Annotated in this window: 21 protein-coding genes; 18 read left to right on the forward strand and 3 right to left on the reverse strand. The window is 71.3% G+C overall.

What is annotated here, in order from left to right:
• The first annotated feature begins 45 nt into the window (after positions 1-45).
• The 7 genes from VFF97_RS14060 to mmsB all read left to right on the forward strand — a co-directional run bounded on the left by VFF97_RS14060 (position 46) and on the right by mmsB (position 9,108).
• On the forward strand, positions 46-1,575 hold the full coding sequence (locus VFF97_RS14060; RefSeq protein WP_325034121.1) for an MmgE/PrpD family protein: 1,530 nt from the start codon (positions 46-48) through the stop codon (positions 1,573-1,575).
• 40 nt (positions 1,576-1,615) lie between these two features.
• Entirely contained in the window at positions 1,616-2,515 is a 900-nt protein-coding gene (gene prpB / locus VFF97_RS14065) for a methylisocitrate lyase (protein WP_325034122.1), read from the forward strand.
• Positions 2,516-2,531: 16 nt separating this feature from the next.
• Entirely contained in the window at positions 2,532-3,725 is a 1,194-nt protein-coding gene (locus VFF97_RS14070) for a bifunctional 2-methylcitrate synthase/citrate synthase (protein WP_325034123.1), read from the forward strand.
• Between the two features lie 205 nt (positions 3,726-3,930).
• Positions 3,931-5,496, forward strand: a complete 1,566-nt coding sequence (locus VFF97_RS14075; RefSeq protein WP_325034124.1) for a Re/Si-specific NAD(P)(+) transhydrogenase subunit alpha — start codon at positions 3,931-3,933, stop codon at positions 5,494-5,496.
• Positions 5,493-6,890 (forward strand): Re/Si-specific NAD(P)(+) transhydrogenase subunit beta, encoded by a 1,398-nt coding sequence (gene pntB, locus VFF97_RS14080; protein WP_325034125.1) that lies wholly within the window; start codon positions 5,493-5,495, stop codon positions 6,888-6,890. Before VFF97_RS14075 ends, pntB begins: the two co-directional genes overlap by 4 nt.
• Positions 6,891-7,021: 131 nt before the next feature.
• On the forward strand, positions 7,022-8,185 hold the full coding sequence (locus VFF97_RS14085; RefSeq protein WP_325034126.1) for an acyl-CoA dehydrogenase family protein: 1,164 nt from the start codon (positions 7,022-7,024) through the stop codon (positions 8,183-8,185).
• The gene (gene mmsB / locus VFF97_RS14090; protein WP_325034127.1) at positions 8,182-9,108 is read left to right on the forward strand and encodes a 3-hydroxyisobutyrate dehydrogenase; all 927 of its coding nucleotides are present in this window, start codon (positions 8,182-8,184) and stop codon (positions 9,106-9,108) included. Before VFF97_RS14085 ends, mmsB begins: the two co-directional genes overlap by 4 nt.
• An 11-nt stretch (positions 9,109-9,119) precedes the next feature.
• Here the strand turns inward: mmsB and VFF97_RS14095 are convergent, their stop codons facing one another.
• Positions 9,120-9,632: a MarR family transcriptional regulator gene (locus VFF97_RS14095; RefSeq protein WP_325034128.1), complete on the reverse strand. Its 513-nt coding sequence runs from the start codon at positions 9,630-9,632 to the stop codon at positions 9,120-9,122.
• Positions 9,633-9,685: 53 nt separating this feature from the next.
• Here VFF97_RS14095 and VFF97_RS14100 point away from each other — a divergent pair, with 53 nt between their 5' ends.
• The 9 genes from VFF97_RS14100 (at position 9,686) to VFF97_RS14140 (ending at position 18,618) form a co-directional block, all read left to right on the forward strand.
• Positions 9,686-10,135, forward strand: coding sequence for a YbhB/YbcL family Raf kinase inhibitor-like protein (locus VFF97_RS14100; RefSeq protein WP_325034129.1), 450 nt, complete (start codon positions 9,686-9,688; stop codon positions 10,133-10,135).
• 46 nt (positions 10,136-10,181) lie between these two features.
• Positions 10,182-10,958: an enoyl-CoA hydratase gene (locus tag VFF97_RS14105; protein ID WP_325034130.1), complete on the forward strand. Its 777-nt coding sequence runs from the start codon at positions 10,182-10,184 to the stop codon at positions 10,956-10,958.
• 150 nt (positions 10,959-11,108) lie between these two features.
• On the forward strand, positions 11,109-11,885 hold the full coding sequence (locus VFF97_RS14110; RefSeq protein WP_325034131.1) for an electron transfer flavoprotein subunit beta/FixA family protein: 777 nt from the start codon (positions 11,109-11,111) through the stop codon (positions 11,883-11,885).
• A gap of 13 nt (positions 11,886-11,898) precedes the next feature.
• Complete coding sequence (locus tag VFF97_RS14115) at positions 11,899-12,885, forward strand: electron transfer flavoprotein subunit alpha/FixB family protein (protein WP_325034132.1); 987 nt, start codon at positions 11,899-11,901, stop codon at positions 12,883-12,885.
• Positions 12,886-12,889: 4 nt separating this feature from the next.
• On the forward strand, positions 12,890-14,749 hold the full coding sequence (locus VFF97_RS14120; protein WP_325034133.1) for a cytochrome b/b6 domain-containing protein: 1,860 nt from the start codon (positions 12,890-12,892) through the stop codon (positions 14,747-14,749).
• Positions 14,746-15,597, forward strand: a complete 852-nt coding sequence (locus VFF97_RS14125) for an MBL fold metallo-hydrolase (RefSeq protein WP_325034134.1) — start codon at positions 14,746-14,748, stop codon at positions 15,595-15,597. The genes VFF97_RS14120 and VFF97_RS14125 overlap by 4 nt, the downstream gene beginning before the upstream one ends.
• Before the next feature lie 164 nt (positions 15,598-15,761).
• Complete coding sequence (locus tag VFF97_RS14130; protein WP_325034135.1) at positions 15,762-17,045, forward strand: sensor histidine kinase; 1,284 nt, start codon at positions 15,762-15,764, stop codon at positions 17,043-17,045.
• Positions 17,033-17,734, forward strand: coding sequence for a response regulator transcription factor (locus VFF97_RS14135; RefSeq protein WP_325034136.1), 702 nt, complete (start codon positions 17,033-17,035; stop codon positions 17,732-17,734). Before VFF97_RS14130 ends, VFF97_RS14135 begins: the two co-directional genes overlap by 13 nt.
• Positions 17,731-18,618, forward strand: coding sequence for a DUF4097 family beta strand repeat-containing protein (locus VFF97_RS14140; protein ID WP_325034137.1), 888 nt, complete (start codon positions 17,731-17,733; stop codon positions 18,616-18,618). The genes VFF97_RS14135 and VFF97_RS14140 overlap by 4 nt, the downstream gene beginning before the upstream one ends.
• Here the strand turns inward: VFF97_RS14140 and cofE are convergent.
• Both cofE and VFF97_RS14150 read right to left on the reverse strand, forming a co-directional pair.
• Positions 18,594-19,388, reverse strand: coding sequence for a coenzyme F420-0:L-glutamate ligase (cofE, locus tag VFF97_RS14145; protein WP_325034138.1), 795 nt, complete (start codon positions 19,386-19,388; stop codon positions 18,594-18,596). The genes VFF97_RS14140 and cofE overlap by 25 nt on opposite strands.
• Positions 19,389-19,397: 9 nt before the next feature.
• Positions 19,398-19,904, reverse strand: a complete 507-nt coding sequence (locus VFF97_RS14150; RefSeq protein ID WP_325034139.1) for a GNAT family N-acetyltransferase — start codon at positions 19,902-19,904, stop codon at positions 19,398-19,400.
• A gap of 140 nt (positions 19,905-20,044) precedes the next feature.
• Between VFF97_RS14150 and VFF97_RS14155 the strand changes: the two genes are divergently transcribed.
• Positions 20,045-20,605 (forward strand): thioesterase family protein, encoded by a 561-nt coding sequence (locus tag VFF97_RS14155; protein ID WP_325034140.1) that lies wholly within the window; start codon positions 20,045-20,047, stop codon positions 20,603-20,605.
• Positions 20,606-20,719: 114 nt separating this feature from the next.
• Positions 20,720-21,424 carry a hypothetical protein gene (locus VFF97_RS14160; protein WP_325034141.1) on the forward strand — a complete coding sequence of 235 codons (705 nt, stop codon included), beginning with the start codon at positions 20,720-20,722 and terminating at the stop codon, positions 21,422-21,424.
• Positions 21,425-21,461: the final 37 nt, after the last annotated feature.

Below are 21,461 nucleotides of genomic sequence, written 5' to 3' on the forward strand. Positions count from 1 at the left end.
GGTCCCTGAGCTCGTCGAAGGGCCGCGCCTCACGAAAGGAAGAGCATGACCGTCATGCATCACGTCCGTGTCCACCGCAGCGAAGAGAACCTCGCTCGGGAGGACCAGCTCGCGTGGAAGATCGCCGAAGTCGCCGCCGACCCGGTCGAGGTCGAGCCCGACGTCGTCGACATGATCATCAACCGCGTCATCGACAACGCGGCGGTCGCAGCGGCATCCCTCACCCGTGCACCCGTCAGCGCCGCCCGCCAGCAGGCCCTCGACCACGCCGTCTCGATCTCGGGTGACGGCGCGACCGTGTTCGGGTGCCCGCTCGAGCGCCGCACGTCGCCCGAGTGGGCGGCATGGGCGAACGGCGTCGCCGTGCGCGAGCTCGACTACCACGACACGTTCCTCGCGGCGGACTACTCGCACCCCGGCGACAACATCCCCCCGATCGTCGCGGTCGCGCAGCATGTCGGCTCCGACGGGGCGGCGCTCGTGCGCGGCCTCGCGACCGGATACGAGATCCAGATCGACCTCGTCCGCGCGATCAGCCTGCACAAGCACAAGATCGACCACGTCGCTCACCTCGGCCCGTCGGCCGCCGCCGGCATCGGCACGCTCCTCGGGCTGCCCGTCGAGACGATCTACCAGGCGATCGGGCAGGCCCTGCACACGACGACCGCGACCCGCCAGTCGCGCAAGGGCGAGATCTCGACGTGGAAGGCGCACGCCCCGGCGTTCGCGGGCAAGATGGCCGTCGAGGCGGTCGACCGCGCGATGCGCGGCGAGACGTCGCCCTCGCCGATCTACGAAGGCGAAGACGGTGTGATCGCGTGGTTGCTGGACGGGCCGGATGCCTCGTACGAGGTGCCCCTGCCCGCACCGGGCGAGCCCAAGCGCGGCATCCTCGACTCGTACACGAAGGAGCACTCCGCCGAGTACCAGGCGCAGGCGTGGATCGACCTCGCGCGAAAGCTCCACAACGAGCACCCCGAGCACGCGTTCGCGCCCGACAACATCGAGTCGATCGTGCTGCACACGAGCCACCACACGCATTACGTGATCGGGTCGGGCGCCAACGACCCGCAGAAGTACGACCCCACCGCGTCGCGCGAGACGCTCGACCACTCGATCCCGTACATCTTCACCGTCGCGTTGCAGGACGGCACGTGGCACCACGTCGACTCGTACCTTCCCGAGCGCGCCGCGCGGCCCGACACCGTCGCGCTGTGGCAGAAGGTCACGACCGAGGAAGACCCGGAGTGGACCCGCCGCTACCACTCGGAGGACCCGAACGAGAAGGCGTTCGGCGGCCGGGTCGTGATCCGCTTCGCCGACGGCGGCGAGATCGTCGAGGAGATCGCGGTCGCCGACGCGCACCCGCTCGGCGCCCGGCCGTTCGTGCGCGAGGACTACGTCCGCAAGTTCCGCCTGCTCGCCGAGCCCGTGCTCGACCCGGACGAGATCGAGCGGTTCCTCGAACTCGCCCAGCGCCTGCCCGAGCTCACGGCCGACGAGGTGCGTCAGCTCTCGATCGTCGCGAAGCCCGGCGTCCTCGCGAGCGCGCCGGCGCCGAAGGGCCTGTTCTGATGCGACGCTTCGACGAGCTCAGCGACCCGGGGAGGATCTGATGCTGTACTCGACCATCACGCCCGCCGAGAAGCGGCGCGCCTTCCGCGAGCGGCTCGCGACCGGGGAGCTGCTGCGGTTCCCGGGGGCGTTCAACCCGCTGTCCGCGCGCCTCATCGAGCGCAAGGGCTTCGAAGGCGTCTACATCTCGGGCGCCGTGCTGTCGGCCGACCTGGGCCTGCCCGATATCGGCCTCACGACCCTCACCGAGGTCGCGGGCCGCGGGCAGCAGATCGCGCGCATGACCGATCTCCCCGCGATCATCGACGCCGACACGGGCTTCGGCGAGCCCATGAACGTCGCCCGCACGATCCAGACACTCGAGGACGCGGGTCTTGCCGGCACGCACATCGAGGACCAGATCAACCCCAAGCGGTGCGGGCACCTCGACGGCAAGGCCGTCGTCGACGAGGACACCGCGGCCAAGCGCATCCGTGCCGCGGCCGACGCGCGTCGCGATCCGAACTTCCTCATCATGGCCCGCACCGACATCCGCGCCGTCGAGGGCCTCGACGCGGCGATCGACCGCGCGAAGGCGCTCGTCGAGGCGGGCGCCGACGCGATCTTCCCCGAGGCGATGCGCACGCTCGACGAGTTCGCCGCGGTGCGCGCCGCGGTCGACGTGCCGATCCTCGCGAACATGACGGAGTTCGGGAAGAGCGACCTCTTCTCGGTGGACCAGCTGCGCGACGTCGGCGTGAACATCGTGATCTGGCCGGTCTCGCTCCTGCGGATCGCGATGGGCGCGGCATCCGGCGCTCTGGATACGCTCATCGAAGAAGGACACCTCACGAGGAGGCTCGACCAGATGCAGCACCGCGCCGAGCTGTACGACCTCGTCGACTACGAGTCCTACAACCACTTCGACACGAACGTCTTCAACTTCCACGTCGAGCGTTGACCCGCGAAGGAGCACCATGACGACCGAACCGGACATCAAGAAGGGACTCGCGGGCGTCGTCGTCGACTACACCGCGATCTCGAAGGTGAACCCCGACACGAACTCCCTGCTGTACCGCGGCTACCCCGTGCAGGAGCTCGCGGCGACGCAGCCGTTCGAGGCGGTCGCGTACCTGCTGTGGCACGGCGAGCTCCCCGACGATGTGCAGCTCGCGCAGCTGCGCGCCGTCGAGCGCTCGTACCGCGCGCTCCCCGCCGACGTGCGCGCGGTCATCGACCGGGTCCCGATCGACGCCCACCCGATGGACGAGGTCCGCACCGCCGTGAGCCTCATCGGTGCGCGCGACCTCGCCGGTACCGGCTCGGTGCTCGACGCGAGCGGCTCCGCCGAGGAGAACCTGGCGCGCAGCATCCGCCTGTTCGCCGTTCTTCCCGCGATCGTCGCGTACGGTCAGCGCCGCCGGCGCGGACTCGATCCCGTCGAGCCGCGCGACGACCTCGACTACGCCGCCAACTTCCTGTGGATGACGTTCGGTGAGATGCCCGAGGACGTCGTAGTCGACGCGTTCAACCGGTCGATGATCCTGTACGCCGAGCACTCGTTCAACGCCTCGACGTTCACCGCGCGAGTCATCGCGTCGACGCTGAGCGACCTGTACTCCGCGGTCGTCGGCGCGATCGGCGCGCTCAAGGGACCCCTCCACGGAGGGGCGAACGAGGCCGTGCTGCACATCTTCGACGAGATCGGCGACGCGTCGAACGTCGCGCCGTGGCTCGACGAGGCGCTCGCGGAGAAGCGCAAGATCATGGGCTTCGGGCACCGCGTCTACAAGCGCGGCGACTCGCGCGTGCCCACGATGAAGGCCGCTCTCGACACGCTCGTCGAGCACTACGACCGGCCGGAGGTCGCGGAGCTGTACGAGAAGCTCGAGTCGGAGTTCGTGTCGCGCAAGGGCATCTACCCGAACCTCGACTACCCCTCGGGCCCCGCGTACAACCTCATGGGCTTCGACACGCCCACGTTCACGCCGCTGTTCGTCGCGGCGCGCGTGACGGGGTGGACGGCGCACATCATGGAGCAGCTCGCCTCGAACGCGCTCATCCGGCCGCTGTCGGCGTACAACGGCCCCGACGAGCGCCACGTCGACGGCTATGTTCCGGATGAGGCGACGGCGGCGGTCGCGGCGCGCGCCGAGGAGGCCGCCGACTGACGCACGCGTGCGCAACTCCGGAGATCCGGATGCGCCGCGGCCCGCGGCCGCGTGATTCCAGGGCCGCTCAGCGGCACTCCACCCGGATCTCCGGAGTTCCGCACGAAGATGCACGGCAACCGGCGGGCACATAGTCTGGCCGGAGCGCCCGGCGACGGGCGCTCGCCGTCGAAGGACGCCAGTGGGCGGACCTGAAGGGAGCAGTGTGGCTCGGATCGGAATCGTCCGCGAGGTGGGGGACGCGCGCGTCGCCGCGACGCCCGTGACCGTGACGGCACTCGTGTCGCTCGGCTACGAGGTGGTCGTGGAACGCGGGGCAGGTGAGGCGTCGTCATTCCCGGATGCCGCGTACGAGGCATCGGGCGCACGCGTGGTCGACCCGCCGGAGGCATGGGGCAGCGACCTCGTGCTCAAGATCAACCCGCCCACGCGCGACGAGATCGACCGGCTGGCCGACGGGGCGGCGATCGCGGCCCTGCTGTCTCCCGCGCTGCGCCCCGACCTGCTGGAGGCGCTCAGCACGCGCGGCCTCACGGCGATCGCCCTCGACGCGGTGCCTCGCATCTCGCGCGCGCAGTCGATGGATGTGCTGAGCTCGATGGCGAACATCGCCGGCTACCGCGCCGTCGTCGAGGCGGCGCACGAGTTCGGACGCTTCTTCACGGGCCAGGTGACGGCCGCCGGCAAGGTGCCGCCCGCGAAGGTGCTCGTGGCCGGTGCGGGTGTCGCGGGACTCGCCGCGATCGGAGCCGCGAGCAGCCTCGGCGCGATCGTGCGCGCGACCGACCCGCGTCCGGAGGTCGCCGACCAGGTGCGCTCGATCGGCGGCGAGTACCTCGCGGTCGAGGTCGACGAACGCATGGAGTCGACCGACGGCTACGCGAAGGCGACGTCCGAGGACTACGACCGCGCCGCCGCCGCGCTCTACGCCGAGCAGGTGCGCGACGTCGACATCGTCATCACGACCGCGCAGATCCCCGGCCGCCAGGCTCCGCGCCTCATCACCGCCGACATGGTCGCGACGATGAAACCCGGCAGCGTCATCGTCGACATGGCCGCCGCCCAGGGCGGCAACGTCGAGGGATCCGTCAACGGCGAGCGCGTGGTCACCGACAACGGCGTCGTGATCCTCGGGTACTCCGACCTCGCATCGCGACTGCCGGCGCAGGCGTCGCAGCTGTACGGCACGAACCTCGTCAACCTCCTCAAGCTCCTCACGCCGAACAAGGACGGCACGCTCGTCATCGACTTCGACGACGTCGTGCAGCGCGCGGTGACCGTCGTGCGCGACGGGGAGACGACATGGCCGCCGCCCCCGGTCGCGGTCTCGGCGCCGCCCGCTCCCGCGCGGGCTCCCGAGGTCGAGGCGGAACCGGCCGAGGCGAAGCGGATGCCGCTGTGGGGGAGGGCCCTGCTCATCGCGGCGGGCATCGTGGCGCTGTTCGCGGTCGCCGCGATCGCGCCGCCGCCCCTGCCGCAGCATCTCACGGTGCTCGTGCTCTCCGTCGTCGTGGGCTTCTACGTGATCGGCAAGGTGCACCATGCTCTGCACACGCCGCTCATGTCGGTGACGAACGCGATCTCGGGCATCATCGTCGTCGGCGCGATGCTGCAGGTCACGAGCGGTGACCCGGTCGTGCAGGCGCTCGCGTTCGCCGCGATCCTCGTCGCGAGCATCAACGTCTTCGGCGGCTTCGCGGTCACGCGCCGCATGCTCAAGATGTTCTTCCGAGAAGACACGCCCGCCCAGAGCGCGGGGGCCACCCGGTGACGGCCGAGTCCATCGCGGCGGCCGCCTACATCGTCGCCGCGCTGCTGTTCATCATGAGCCTCGCGGGGCTCAGCCGCCACGAGAGCGCCCGCAACGGCGTCGTCTACGGCATCGTCGGCATGACGATCGCGCTCGCCGCCACGATCGTGCTCACCGTGCTCGACGCGTGGACGACCGGCGCCACGTTCGGACTCGTGCTGCTCGTGGTCGCCGTGCTCATCGGTGCCGCGATCGGCCTGTGGCGCGCTCGCGTCGTCGAGATGACCGGCATGCCGCAGCTCATCGCGCTACTGCACAGCTTCGTGGGTCTCGCCGCTGTGCTCGTGGGGTGGAACGGATACCTCGACGAGCCCGAGCTGCCGGCCGAGCTCGTCGGCATCCACCACGCCGAGGTCTTCATCGGCGTGTTCATCGGCGCCGTGACGTTCACGGGCTCGATCGTCGCCTTCCTCAAGCTGTCGGCCCGCATGTCGTCGGCGCCGCTCGTGCTTCCGGGTCGCAACGCGATGAACCTCGGAGCGCTCGTCGTGTTCGTGGCGCTCACCGTGTGGTTCGTGATCGACCCGCAGCTGTGGCTGCTCATCGCCGTGACGGTGCTCGCGCTCGCGCTCGGGTGGCATCTGGTCGCGTCGATCGGCGGGGGCGACATGCCCGTCGTCGTGTCGATGCTCAACAGCTACTCCGGCTGGGCGGCGGCCGCGGCGGGCTTCCTGCTGAACAACGACCTGCTGATCGTGACGGGTGCGCTCGTCGGGTCATCCGGCGCTTACCTGTCGTACATCATGTGCAAAGCGATGAACCGGTCGTTCCTGTCGGTCATCGCGGGCGGTTTCGGCATCGAGGCGCCGACAGCATCGGATGCCGAGCACGGCGAGTACCGGGAGCTCGGGCCGGAGGACGTCGCGCAGCTGCTGCGCGACGCCGACAGCGTCATCATCACGCCCGGCTACGGCATGGCGGTCGCGCAGGCCCAGTACCCGGTCGCGGGGCTGACGAGCCGCCTGCGCGAGCTCGGCGTGAGCGTTCGCTTCGGCATCCACCCCGTCGCCGGGCGCCTGCCCGGGCACATGAACGTGCTGCTCGCCGAGGCCCGCGTGCCGTACGACATCGTGCTGGGGATGGACGAGATCAACGACGACTTCGCGACCACCGACGTCGTGCTCGTGATCGGCGCGAACGACACGGTGAACCCCGCCGCGGCCGAGGACCCCGGCTCGCCGATCGCCGGCATGCCGGTGCTGCGCGTGTGGGAGGCCCAGCAGGTCGTCGTGTTCAAGCGCTCGATGGCGTCGGGATACGCGGGGGTCGCGAACCCGCTGTTCTACCGCGAGAATGCCGCGATGCTGTTCGGCGACGCGAAGCAGCGGGTGGAGGAGATCCTGCGGGAGCTGTAGTCGCACGGAGCCGCTGTTCGGTTCGCCATTTACTTGGATGTCCAAGTATCATGGGAGTCGTGCCAACGACGGCACACGGGCCGCACGCCCCCACGAAGGGCCGGCCCGGGTTGTGAACCGAGGAGACCCCCATGGCGACCACCCTGAGCAACCCCGCGATGACGGCGGAGGAGCGAGCCGCGATCATCGAGGCGGTGCGCGAGTTCGCGCAGACCGAGCTCGAGCCCAACGCGATCGAGTGGGACGAGAAGTCCCATTTCCCGCGAGACGTCCTCCAACGAGCGGGTGAGCTCGGCATCGGCGGCATCACCGTCCGCGAGGAGTCGGGCGGCACCGGTCTCGCCCGGGTCGACGCGGCCGCTGTGTACGAGGAGCTTGCGAAGGGCGACCCCGCGATCGCGTCGTACATCTCGATCCACAACATGGTCGCGTGGATGATCGACACCTACGGCAGCGACGCCCAGCGCGCCGAGTGGCTCCCGACGCTCACGTCGATGCAGGGCTTCGGCGCGTACTGCCTCACCGAGCCGGGAGCGGGATCGGATGCCGCGGCGATCGCGACGTCCGCGATCCGCGACGGCGACGAGTACGTCATCACGGGCGTCAAGCAGTTCATCTCGGGTGGGGGCGAGGCATCCGTCTATGTCGTCATGGCCCGCACCGGTGACCCGGGCGCGCGCGGGATCACCGCGTTCGTCGTGCCCGACGGCACGCCGGGACTGTCGTTCGGCCAGCTCGAGAAGAAGATGGGCTGGCACGCGCAGCCGACCCGCCAGGTGATCCTCGACGAGGTGCGCGTGCCCGCCGACGCCGTGCTCGGCGAGCTCGGCCAGGGCTTCAAGATCGCGATGAACGGCCTCAACGGCGGCCGCATCAACATCGCCGCGTGCTCGATCGGCGGGGCGCAGTGGGCGCTCGACAAGGCGCGCCGCTACATGCACGAGCGCTTCACATTCGGCGAGCCGCTCGCCGAGAAGCAGTCCGTCGTCTTCACGCTCGCCGACATGACGACCGAACTGCACGCGGCGCGCCTCATGGTGCAGGACGCCGCGACGGCGCTCGACCGGAAGGAGCCGGATGCCGCGGTGCGCGCCGCGATGGCGAAGCGCTTCGCGACCGACGTCGGGTTCCGCGTCGCGAACGCGGCGCTTCAGCTTCACGGCGGCTACGGCTACCTGCAGGATTACGGCATCGAGAAGGTCGTGCGCGACCTCCGCGTGCACCAGATCCTGGAAGGGACGAACGAGATCATGCGCGTCATCATCGGCCGTGACCTGCTGGAGCGTGCGTCGTGACCGCCGTCGAGCAGGGCGCTCGCGTCGCGTTCCTCGGCCTCGGGCACATGGGCCTGCCCATGGCCAGGAATCTCAAGGCCGCCGGGTACGACGTCGTCGGCTTCGATGTGTCGCCGGCCGCGATGCAGGCGGCGAACGAAGCGGGCATCGAGACGGCCTCGTCAGGACCGGATGCCGCAGCCGGCGCCCGGGTCGTCATCACGATGTTCCAGACCGGAGCCCAGGTGCTCGCGGCGTACTCGGGCGGCGACGGCGTGGACGGGCTCGTCGACGTCGCCCCGCCCGGGACTCTGTTCATCGACTGCTCGACGATCTCGGTCGACGAGGCGCGCGAGGCGCACCGCCTCGCCGAGGCCGCCGGTCACCGCGCGCTCGACGCCCCCGTGTCGGGCGGAGTCGTCGGCGCCGAGAACGCGACGCTCGCATTCATGGTCGGTGGTGGCGAGGAGGACTTCGAGGCGGCGAAGCCGCTCCTCGAGGCGATGGGCCGCCGTGTCGTGCACTGCGGCGGAGACGGCCTCGGCCAGGCGGCGAAGGTGTGCAACAACATGATCCTCGCGGTGTCGCAGATCGCCGTCGCCGAGGCGTTCGTGCTGGGGGAGCGGCTGGGACTCACGCACCAGGCGCTCTTCGACGTCGCCTCGAACGCGTCGGGCCAGTGCTGGGCGCTCACGACGAACTGCCCCGTGCCGGGACCCGTGCCGACCTCGCCCGCGAACCGCGACTACCAGCCCGGGTTCGCCGGATCGCTCATGGCGAAGGACCTCGGCCTCGCCGAACGCGCGATCGAGTCGACCGGAGTCGACGCGAAGCTCGGGCTCATGGCACGCGAGATCTACAAGGAGTTCGCGGAGGGCCCGGGTGCGAACCAGGACTTCTCGGGAGTCATCAACACCATCCGGGCGCTGTCCGGCGATCGATGACAGGCGCCCGCTCAGTCCTCGAAGTCGCCCGCGTCGCGCCGGAGGCGCGTGATGAGCTCGACGAGCTGCTCGGTGTCCTCCCGCGAGAGGCCGGGCTGCTCGAACACGCTCTCGTTGAGCGCGGCGGTGGCCCGCTCGGACAGCTCGCGCCCGGCGTCGGTGAGCACGACGAGCGTCGCACGGCCGTCGTCGGGGTGCGGCTCGCGGCGCACGAGCCCGACGGCCTCGAGGCGGTCGACCGTGTTCGTGACGCTCGCCGGATGCACCTGCAGGCGCGAGCTCGCCGAGGCCATCGGCATCCGTCCCGACCGCGAGAAGCTCAAGAGTGTCAGCAGCTCGTATCGGGCGAACGTCAGCTGGAAGGGGCGCAGCGTCTCGTCGACGCGCGCGAGCATGAGCTGGTGCGCGCGCATGATCGACGTCACGAGCGACATGCCGGGCGCGGCATCCGTCCACCCGTGCGCGACCCATTGGCGCTGGGCTTCGGCGATCGGGTCGATCGGCAGGCGTCTGTTGCGGGCCACGGGCACCTCCGGCACTCAGACTAGCCAGCAGCACGACACGAGGAGGAAGACGCATGCCACGCATCGGCGAACTCGCCATCTCATCGCCCGACATCCGGCCGCTCGCGCGCATTCCCGATCACCACACCGGACGCGGCGCCGACCGCCCGCCTCGGCTCGAGATCACCGGCGTTCCGGAGGGGACGGTCGAGCTGACCGTCATCATGCACGACCCGGATGCCCCGAGCCCGCACGGCTTCACGCACTGGGTCGTCCACGGGCTGGCGCCCGCCGCGCGCGTCGAGGTCACTCCCGACGCCGAACGCCCCGGGCCGAACTCCACGGGGCGGCCGGGATGGGTCGGGCCGTACCCGCCGGCCGGGCACGGCGTTCACCACTACTACTTCTGGGCGTACGCGCTGAGCCGGCCGGTCGAGGGCGCGCCCTCTCGTGAGGAGTTCCTCGACCGATACGCGGACGCCGTCATCGAGCAGGCGCGGTTCGTGGCGACGTACAGCTCGTGACAGACAATGGACCTCGGCGCACCGCGCCGGAACGTGAGGAGGCTCGATGACCGAGTTCGAGACGATCCTGGTGCGGCAGGAAGGCCGCGTCGGCTGGATCACGATCAACCGACCCGACGCGCTCAACGCGCTCAACACCCAGGTGATGTGGGACATCCTCTCCGCCGCCGAGGCGTTCGACGCCGACGAGGGCGTGGGCTGCATCGTCGTGACCGGCTCCGAGCGTGCGTTCGCCGCCGGCGCCGACATCAAGGAGATGGAGTCGAAGTCCGGCCTCGAGATGCTCATGGGCGACCACTTCGGCGGATGGCCGCGCTTCGCCGCCCTCCGCACGCCGGTCGTCGCCGCCGTCGCCGGCTATGCGCTCGGCGGCGGGTGCGAGCTCGCCATGATGTGCGACATCATCCTCGCCGCCGACACCGCCAAGTTCGGGCAGCCCGAGATCAACCTCGGGGTCATGCCGGGCATGGGCGGCTCGCAGCGCCTCGTGCGCGCGGTCGGGTATTACAAGGCGGCCGAGCTCATCCTCACGGGGCGCATGATCGACGCGACCGAGGCCGAGCGCATCGGGCTGGTCTCACGCGTGGTCCCCGCGGACGATCTGCTCACCGAGGCAGGGCGCGTCGCCGAGACGATCGCATCGAAGTCGCTCCCGTCGCTGTACGCGACGAAGGCGGCGCTCGACGCGGCGATGGAGACACCGCTCGCCGAGGGTCTGCGATTCGAGCGGCACGTGTTCGCGTCGCTGTTCGACACGGCCGACCAGAAGGAAGGCATGGCCGCGTTCCGCGAGAAGCGGGAGCCGCGGTTCGAGCACCGCTGACAGGTCCGGGGCCAGGCGCGGATGCGGCCGCCGCGGCATCCGCAATGTATGCACAAACGGGCTGAACCGCCCACCCGCGCGGGGATACTCCCGCCGATTGGGTACATAAAACGGCCGCCGGTAGACTCGCCGGAGGCGTGAGGAGAGTCGATGAAGATCGTCGTGCTGGTGAAGGAGGTCCCCGACACGTATGGGGACCGCAAGCTGAACCTGGAGACCGGCTTGGCCGACCGCGCGGCGAGTGAGGCCGTCCTCGATGAGATCGGCGAGCGCTCCCTCGAGGTCGCGCTCAGCTATGCCGACAAGAACCCGGGCACCGAGGTCGTCGTGCTGTCGATGACGCCCGAGTCGGCCGCCGCGACGGTGCGCAAGGGCCTCGCGATGGGCGCCGCGTCGGCGGTGCAGGTCGTCGACGAGGCGCTGCTCGGCGCCGACATGGGTCTGACGGCCGAGGTGCTCGCGGCGGCGCTGCAGAAGATCGGCTTCGACCTCGTGATCGCGGGCAACCAGTCCACCGACGGGTCCGGCGGCATGATGGCGTCGATGGTCGCCGAACTGCTCGACGTACCGGCGGCGACGAGCCTCAACTCGGTCGAGATCACGGATGCTGCCGTGTCGGGCGAGCGCGCGACCGACGGCGGCACGGCCGAGGTCACGGCGCAGCTTCCCGCGGTGATCTCCATCACGGAGCGCCTGCCCGATGCGCGCTTCCCCAACTTCAAGGGGATCATGGCGGCGAAGAAGAAGCCGTTCGAGACCATGTCGCTCGCCGATCTCGCGATCGACCCGCACGATGCGGATGCCTCGCGCTCGATCGTGATCGCGATCAGCGAGAAGCCCCCGCGCGCGGCGGGAGTCAAGATCGTCGACGAGGGCGATGCGGGCGAGAAGCTCGCCGACTTCCTCATCGAGAACCGGCTGGTGTGAAGGGCGCATGGTGATGGCTGAGTTCGCAGAAGACTCGATCCTCGTCCTCCTCGACACGACGCCCGACGGGCAGCTCGCGAAGTCGGCGGCGGGGCTCCTCGGCGCCGCGGCGGGCGTCGGCACGCCGGTCGCGCTCCTGGTCGCACCGTCGGCGAACCACGATGCGCTCGCCGCCGCGGCCGCTGAGCTCGGTGCCGCGACGGTGCTCGTGGCCGAGCCGGAGGCGCTCGGCGAGCAGCTCACGGTTCCGGTCGTGGACGCGCTCGTGGCGGCATCCGATCTCGTCCGCCCCGACGCCGTGCTCATCTCGCATTCGATCGAGGGGCGCGATGTCGCGGGCCGGTTCGCGGCGCGCACGCGCTCCGGGGTCGCGGTCGACGCGGTCGGCGTCTCGCGCGACGCCGAAGGTGTGGTCGCGCACCACTCCGTGTACGGCGGCGCCTACAGTGTCGACTCGGCCGTCACGTGGGGTGCCCCCGTCATCACGGTGCGCATCGGCGCGGTCGACGCTCGGGCCGAGGCGAAGCCGCTCGCGACCGAGACGCTCACGGTGCAGGCATCCGGCCGCCGCGCCGCGTCGGTCGGCGAGGTGAAGCAGGCGGAGGCGACGTCGTCGCGTCCGGAGCTGCGCGGTGCCGCGAGGGTCGTCTCCGGCGGACGCGGCCTCGGCTCGGCCGAGAAGTTCGCGCTGGTCGAGCAGCTCGCCGACGCGCTCGGCGCAGCCGTGGGCGCGTCGCGCGCCGCGGTCGACGCGGGCTACGTGCCTCAGTCGTACCAGGTCGGGCAGACGGGTGTCTCGGTGTCGCCGCAGCTGTATGTCGCCCTCGGCATCTCGGGTGCGATCCAGCACAAGGCGGGCATGCAGACGGCGAAGACGATCGTCGCGATCAACAAGGACGCGGATGCCCCGATCTTCGAGATCGCGGACTTCGGCGTCGTGGGCGATGTGTTCCAGGTCGTGCCCCAGCTGATCGCGGCCCTCGAGGCGAAGAAGGCGTAACCGGATGGCAACGTACGGCCGAACGCTGCGTCGCGGGCTCCCGCGCGTGGCCGGGGGAGAACCCTGGCCGCCGAACGGCGAGGTGCCCGAGGGCGTGCTGAGCGCCGCTCCCGCCGCTGAGGCGTCGGTCGTTGCGGAGTCGGTCGTTGCGGTGCCGGCGGTGGCGGAGCCGGCCGTGGCGGAGCCCGCGGAGGCCGCGGAGGCCGCGCAGGCGGGTGCGGATGCCGCACCTGCGGTGCCGGCGGCGCCCGCTCCTGCGGCTGCCGCGGTCGGCGCGCGCCGCGTGCGTCGCGGACTGCCGCGCACGCCGGGCGGAGAGCCGTGGCCGCCGGAGTCGCTCGTGCCGTCGGCTCCCGCGGCGGTCGCCGAGAGCGGACAGGCGACTCCCGCCCCGGCCGCGGGCATCGCGGATGCCCCGACCCCGGCCGCGGACATCGCGGATGCCCCGACCCCGGTCGCCGAGCGAGCGCAGCGAGACGAGGCGCCCGCAGCCGCCGCAGCGCCCGCCGGCACCCGCCCCTTGCGCCGTGGACTCCCGCGCACGCCGGGCGGAGAGCCCTGGCCGCCTGCCGGCTTCGCACCGGATCGCACCACCGCGGAGGCTGCCGCTTCGTCTCGCTCCGCTCGCTCAGCGACCGAGGGCGAAGCACCCGCCGCCACCGCGGAGGCGCCGGCGCCGGCTGCGGCAGCAGCCGAAGCACCCGCGTCCACGCAGGGGCGCGCCGTGCGCACGGGGCTCCCGCGTCCGGGCGCGGCACCGGCCGCGGCAACGGCGCCCGCGGCATCCGCCACCCCCGCCGCCACCGCGACAGCGCCCGCCGCCGCAACAGCGCCCGCCGCCGAAGTGGCGCCCGTCGCCGAAGTGGCGTCCGCCGGCCCGCGCCCGCCGCTGCCGTTCACACAGACGGTGTGGCCCGGGGCCGCGGCATCCGTTCGTCCTGAGCCTCGACCCGAGCCCACGCGCATCGGACCCTTCACGCGCGGGCAGTGGGCCGGCGCCGCGATCGTCGGCGGGCTCGGACTGCTGTTCGCCGCAGGCATGGCCGTCCTGTTCGTGCGCTGGTTCCTGAGCCTCGAGTTCATGCAGGACTTCCTCGCGACGTACCCGGGCGAGTACCACCTGCCCGAGGGAGCGCCCGTAGGCCTTCCGCCGTGGCTCGGGTGGCAGCACTTCTTCAACGTCTTCCTGATCGTGCTGATCATCCGCTCGGGCCTGCGGGTGCGCACCGAGAAGCGGCCGACCGCATTCTGGTCGCCGCGTTGGAACAGCAAGCGCAAGATCAGCCTCGCGCTGTGGTTCCACCAGTCGCTCGACATCCTGTGGTTCGCGAACGGACTGATCTTCGTCGTCCTGCTGTTCGCGACCGGACAGTGGATGCGGATCGTGCCGACGAGCTGGGAGGTCTTCCCGAACGCGATCTCGGCCGCCCTGCAGTACGTGTCGCTCGACTGGCCGACGGAGAACGGCTGGGTGAACTACAACTCGCTCCAGCAGCTCGCGTACTTCACGACCGTGTTCATCGCCGCCCCGCTCGCGGCCGTCACGGGTGTGCGCATGAGCGGCGTGTGGCCCAAGAACGCCGCCGGACTCAACAAGGCGTACCCGGTCGAGTGGGCGCGGGCGATCCACTTCCCCGTGATGATCTACTTCGTGCTGTTCATCTTCGTGCACGTGGTGCTCGTGTTCGCGACCGGCGCCCTGCGCAACCTGAACCACATGTACGCGTCGCAGGACGCCGTGAACTGGGTGGGCTTCTGGATCTTCGTCGCCTCGATGGTCGTCATCGCGGCCGCGTGGGTCGCGGCCCGGCCCATGGTGCTCGCGCCGATCGCGCGCCTGTTCGGCAAGGTCAGCGCCCGGTGATCCGCCCGGTGCTCGCGGCCGAGCGGTGGACGGATCAGGTCACCCGCCTCCTCGCGCCGAACGCCGGGCCGATGACCCTCGACGGCACGAACTCGTTCATCATCCGCGCGCCGGGTCACACCGGTGCGATCGTCGTCGATCCCGGTCCCGACGACGACGAGCACCTCGATCGGCTGCAGGCCGAGGGCCCGGTCGAGCTGATCCTGCTGACGCACCACCACCGCGATCACGTGGAGGGGGCGCCGAGATTCGCCGAGCAGACCGGGGCTCCGGTGCGCGCGTTCGATCCGCGCCTCTGCCACGACGGCGCACCGCTCACCGCGGGCGAGCTCATCGAGGCCGGGGGCGTGCGGCTCGAAGTGGTCGCGACCCCGGGTCACACGGCCGACTCCGTGAGCTTCCACCTCCCCGACGACACCGCCGTCGAGGACGGGAGCCGCGAGGCGCCCGCATGGCGCGGAGACGCCGCGGCGGGCGGGACGATGATCACGGGCGACACGATCCTCGGCCGCGGCTCGACGATCATCGCGCACCCGGGCGGGTCGCTGGGCGCATACCTGCGCAGCCTCGACCGGCTCGCGGAGTTCGGCGCGATCCCCGCGCTTCCCGCACACGGACCGGGGCTTCCCGACCTGGCCGACGTGTGCGCGCGCTACGCCGCGCACCGTGCCTCGCGCCTCGACGAGGTGCGCGCCGCGCTCGAGAAGCTCGGCCGCGAGCCGTCGGGGGATCCGGAGCTCGTGACCACCGTCGTCTACCTCGTGTACGCACGCGTCGACCCGGCCGTGCGCTTCGCGGCGGAGGCATCGACGCGCGCCCAGCTCGAGTACCTCGCGCAGACGGATTGAGGCCGGGGCGGGCCCGACCCGCACGAGATTGCGCGAACTGCGATCGGATGCGGCATCCGCCCGTCATTCGCGCAATCTCGGCGCCCACGACCGGGGGTTAACCCGACAAAAGTTCTCCGGATGCCTCTGGCGCGCGGCGCGACGCCCGCCCCTACCGTGGGGGTATGTCCTCCGAACGTCCTGACACTCTTCGCCGCGTCTCGTCGCCGGCGCGCGTCGCGGGTGCGATCGCACAGCTCGCGGCCCTCGGCGTCATCGGCCCTGCGCTGTTCGCGGTGCTCTTCGCCCTGCTCGGACTGAGCATCGGCCTGCTGCCGGTGCTCGGCATCGGGCTCATCTTCTTCCTCGGCCTCGTGTACGCGCTCTTCGCAGTCGGCTGGCTCGAGACCGCCCGCGTCGACGGGCTCTACGGCTTCGGACTCCCCGTCGGCCGGCCGCGCACGAGCGGCCGCCCCGGGTTCGCCGGGTTCATGCGCACGATCGGGCTGCAGATCATCGACCCGACGACGTGGCGCGCGATCGCGAACTTCGCCATCTCGACGATCCTCGGCTGGATCGTGCTGTTCCTCGTGGGCGTCTTCGCCTCGGGCGTCGTGCTCGCGTTCTCGCCCCTGTTCGCCGACGCGAGCGCCGTGCGGCTCGCCCGCACCGCGATCGACGTGCCGATCGCGTGGGCGGTGCCGATCGGCATCCTCTCCGCCATCGTCGCTCTCGCCGCGATCGTCGGCCTGGCGCTCCTGCATGGGGTGATCGCCCGTGCGATCGTCGTCCCCTCACGAGAGGCCCAGCTCGCCGAGGCAGCGCGCACATCGAGCGTCCAGCACGCGGGGGCCGTCCGCGCCGCCGACGTCGAGCGCACGCGCATCGAGCGCGACCTGCACGACGGCGTCCAGCCGCGGCTCGTCTCGGTCGGCATGACCCTGGGCCTCGCGCAGCAGAAGATCGACAGCGACCCGGATGCTGCGAAGGAGCTCATCTCGGAGGCGCACACCTCGACGAAGGCCGCCATCACCGAGCTGCGCCAGCTCGCGCGCGGCATCCACACCGCCGTGCTCGACGACCGCGGTCTCGACGCGGCGCTCTCCGCCCTGGCGGCGCGGTCCGTCATCCCCGTGCACCTCGACGTGCGACTGGACGGGCGCTGCAGCCGCGACGCCGAGGCCGCCGCGTACTTCGCGATCGCCGAGGCGCTCACGAACGCGACGAAGCACTCCCGCGGCACCGAGGTGCGCGTCGTCGTGCGGCTGCGCGACGGCGCGACCCCCGAAGCAGGGCGCACGCTGTGGGCCCGCGTCGAGGACAACGGCGTGGGCGGTGCCCGTGTCATGCCCGGCGGCGGTCTCGACGGCATCGTCAACCGCGTGGTCGCCGCTCGCGGCGAAGCCCGAATCGACAGCCCGGTCGGCGGGCCGACGAGCGTGGAGGTGAGCATCCCGTGCGCATCCTGATCTGCGAGGACTCCGCCCTCCTGCGCGAAGGTCTCGTGCGCGTCCTCGAAGACGCGGGTCACGACGTGGTCGCCGCCGTCGCCGACGCCACCCACCTCGACGAGACCGTCGACGAGACGAACCCCGACCTCACGATCATCGATGTGCGGCTCCCGCCCACGTGGACCGACGAGGGCGTGCGCGCGGCGATCGCGCTGCGCGCACGGCTCCCGCGGCTCGCTGTGCTCGTGCTGTCGCAGTACGTCGAGGAGCGCTACGCGTCCGACCTCATCGCGTCGAGCGACGGTGCGCTCGGCTACCTCCTCAAGGACCGCGTCGCCGACGTCTCCGACTTCCTCGAGGCGATCGACCGCATCGCCGGCGGCGCGACCGTGCTCGACCCAGAGGTGGTCGCGCAGCTTCTCAACAGGCGCAGGAAGGACGAGCGGATGCAGCGCCTCACCGACCGTGAGGCATCCGTTCTCGCCCTGATCGCCGAGGGCCGGTCGAACCAGGCGATCGCGAAGACGCTGCATGTCACCGAGGGAAGCGTCGAGAAGCACATCACCGCGGTCTTCCAGAAGCTCGGTCTCGAGCCGGACGAGTCCGGCAACCGGCGGGTGCTCGCAGCGCTCGCCCACCTCGAACACGGCGGGTCCCGACCCGCGACGCCAGGCGGCACGACGCCGCAGATGGGAACGAACCGATGAGCACGACGCTGAACCCGCCCCCGCCCGCGACCCCCGCGGGTCCGCCCCCCGTACCGGGTCAGACGCCGCCCGGCGGCTCGCCGCAGCGCCCGCCGTCGAGCGCCGCCCGCGTGGTAACGATCCTCGCGATCGTGTTCGGAAGCCTCGTGATCGTCGGTGCGATCGTCTCGGCGGTCGTCGGCACGATCGTGTCGGCATCCGTGCACACGACGAACCGCTCCGTCGAGGTCGCGGGCGTCGATCGCCTCGACATCGACGCGGCGGCCGGATCGCTGCGCGTGGAGTTCGGATCGGTGCGCGAGGCCGAGCTCGAGGTCACGAGCTCGTGGGGCGCCGACCGCTGGGTGCTCGAGCGCGAGGGCGGAAGCCTTGTCGTGGGCTCTCCCCGCATGTGGGGGCCGTGGTGGATCTTCGGCGGCTGGTTCGGCGGCCCCGGCGACGCCGTGCTGCGCCTGCCCCAGTCGCTCGAGGGCCTCGACGCCGACATCACGTTCTCGGCAGGGACCCTCGACGTCGACGGCGAGTTCGCCGAGCTCGACCTCACGATGAACGCGGGCCGCGCCGACATCTCGGGCTCGGCCGAGTCGTTGACGGCCGACATGAACGCGGGTCGCGCCGATCTCGAGCTCGCGGATGTCGCGACGGCGACGCTCACCGTCAACGCGGGCTCCCTCGACGCGGCCCTCACGGGTTCACAGCCCGATGAGATCGCGGTCGACCTGAGCGCCGGATCCCTCGACCTCTCCGTGCCCGAGGGGGACTACGTGGTGACGTCGGACGTCTCGGCCGGCGGCTTCGACAACCGCATCGGGTCGGACCCGAGCGCGTCCAGCACGATCCACGTGGAGGTGTCGGCCGGTCAGGTCACGCTGCGCTCGCGCTGAGCGGGCGAGGAGGGGTTCGCGGCCGCTCGGCCGGCTGCGAACCCCTCTGCGTACGCCTCGTCGGTGCCGAGGCGGAACATGTCGCGGTCGAGCGACCGCACGATCGAACGGGCGCCGGGCAGATCGAGGTCGCCCACGAGGTCGGCACGGCCGCGCACGACGGCGACCGGCAGTCGGGAGGCCTTGCCCTTCACCAGGTCTGCTGCGGCGGCGAGCTCGTCGGCGACGCACGGCATCGTGACGATGAGGGGGCGGCCCTCGGCATCCGTCCCGCCCCGCAGATCCTCGAACACGCGGACCCCGCCTGCGCCGATCGCGTGGTCGATCTGGCCGTCGCGCCATGCGCGGCCGAGCGTGTCGGACACGATGACCCCGACGCGCACGCCGAGGCGCGTTCGGAGGCCCGCCGCGAGGGCGCGGGCCGACGCATCCGGATCCTCCGGCAGCAGCAGCACGGTGCCGTGAGCCGTGTTCGACGCGTCGACGCCGGCGGCGGCCGACACGATGCCGAGGCGGTTCTGCACGATGCGGGTCACGTGTCCGGTCTCGGACGTTCGCGTGGCGACGACGCGCACCGTCTCGGCCGTGATCGCATCCTCGCGGTCGTCGGCCGTCACGATGCGGCCCTCGGCCTTCGACACGATCTTCGACGTCACGACGAGGATGTCGCCGTCTTCGACGGTGTCGCCCGCGGCATCCGCGATCACGTCGACGAGGTCGGTGCCGGGCGTCACCTCGGGGATGCCCGGCAGTGCCCACACCTGCAGCACGTCAGGCGCTCAGCGGACGAACCGCACCTCGGTCAGCGTCTCACCGAGGAAGGGCTCGGTGTGTGAGGCGCCGTCGAGCGTGAACCCGTTGCGGGTGTAGAAGCGGTGGGCGCGGGGATTGTCTTCGGCGACCCACAGGTAGAGCGGCTCGCCCTCGCGCACGACCGAGTCGAACAGCTTCTGGCCGATGCCGGTGCCGTGCCACGCATCGAGCAGGTAGATGAAGTACAGCTCGCGGTTGCGCGGCGCGTCCTTGTCGCGGGCGGGGCCCGAGCCGGCGAAGCCGACGATCTCGCCGTCGACGAGGGCGGCGCACATGGTGAACTCGGGGCCCTGTACGGCCCAGTGGGTCCACAGTTCGGCGAGGCGCTTCGGCGAGATGCGCTCGAGCGCGGCCTTGCTGATGAGGTGGTCGTAGGTCTCGTGCCAGCAGGTGGCGTGCACGCGGCCGAGGGCCTCGGCGTCGACGTCGCGCACAGGGCGGACGACGATGTCAGTCTGCAGTTCGGCGTTCATGGCCAGACTCTACGCGCGGGCTCGCGCGGAGTGAAATCGGCGGTTCCCGACGGCGTCAGAGCACAGGAAAGCCGGGCATTTCTGTCGGAGAGCGACAACCGAGTCGTCGAAAGACACATCGATCACTACGATCGCTCCCCGTGAATGTGATCTGGCGCACCCTCCTCACGATCTGGCGCGCGCGGCGGATGCTGCGCCGGAACGGCCCCGTCGCCCCCGACTCCGTCGGGCGCGTGCGTCTTCACACGCTGCCCACCGACCTCGACCTGCTCGGCCACATGAACAACGGGCGTTACGCGTCGCTCTTCGATCTCGGACGCTTCGACCTCATGATCCGCACAGGCCTGTGGGACCTCCTCAAGGAGAAGCGCTGGTACGCCGTGGTCGCGAGCGAGACGATCACCTTCCGCAAGTCGCTCGAGCTGTGGCAGGCGTTCACGGTCGAGTCCCGCCTCATCGGGCACGACGACAAGGCGACGTACATGATGCACCGCGCGGTGGTCGACGGAGAGGTCTACGCGCAGATGGTCGTGCGCGCCCGGTTCCTGCGCCGCGGGGGAGGGGTCATCCCGCTAGAGGAGCTCTTCGAGGCTCTGCACCGGCCCGACAACCTCCCCGAGCTCGAGCCCTGGGTCCGTGAATGGGCGGCTTCGGCGGCCCTTCCGTCGACGAAGGCGCCCGCGCCGAGCGTGTGGGCATGACTCCGCGCTAGCGGACCGCCGCGCCCGGCGCAAGGGCGTTGTCGCGTGCGGCGCACTCCGGTTCGGTTGATGCGGAGCGCCGGTTACCCGCGGCGCCAACGGAAGGAGTGAGCCGTGGACACGACCACCCTCATCTGGATCATCGTCGCGATCGTCGTGGTCATCATCGTCGTCGCCGTCGTCATCGCGGTGACGGCGCGCGGACGCCGCGAAGCCCGAGAGCGGGCCCAGCACGAGAAAGCGGAGAAGCTGCGCGCGGAGGCCCGCGAGAAGGAGCTCGCAGCCCGTGAGCGCGAAGCCGAAGTGACCCGCACACGGGCCGACGCGGCCGCTGCCGCCGCGGCGGCCCAGCAGGCGCAGGCGCGTGCGGCCGAGGCATCCGTCGAGGCGGAACGCCGCATGGGGTCGATCGACGACCTGCAGGCGGATGCCGCGAAGGCCCGCGCCGAGCACGAGGAGACGCTGCGCAAGGCCGACGACGTCGACCCGTTCGTGGGCGACGACGGACGCCGTACCGCGGACGCCGGGGCGACCCGGACCGATGCCGACGACACGCGCCGTGCGGATGCCGACGCGATCCGCCGCACGGACGCGGACGACGCGGGTGCAGCGCCGACGGCGGCCGGCTACGCGGCGCCCGCGACCACCACTCCCGCGGCCTCGACGGGCGAGACGTATCCCGGCGAGACGTACTCGGGCGAGACGTCTGCGAGCGACCGGCGCACCGACCTCGAGGGCGAGCAGCCCGCGCAGACGGACGCCGATGCGGCCGCGATGACGGACGAGGACCTCCGTCGCCCGCGCACCGACCGCACGTGAGGACGGCGGGCCTCCTCGCGCACTCGGGGGCCCGCTC

The organism is Microbacterium sp. (assembly GCF_035687345.1).
Taxonomy (GTDB): domain Bacteria; phylum Actinomycetota; class Actinomycetes; order Actinomycetales; family Microbacteriaceae; genus Microbacterium.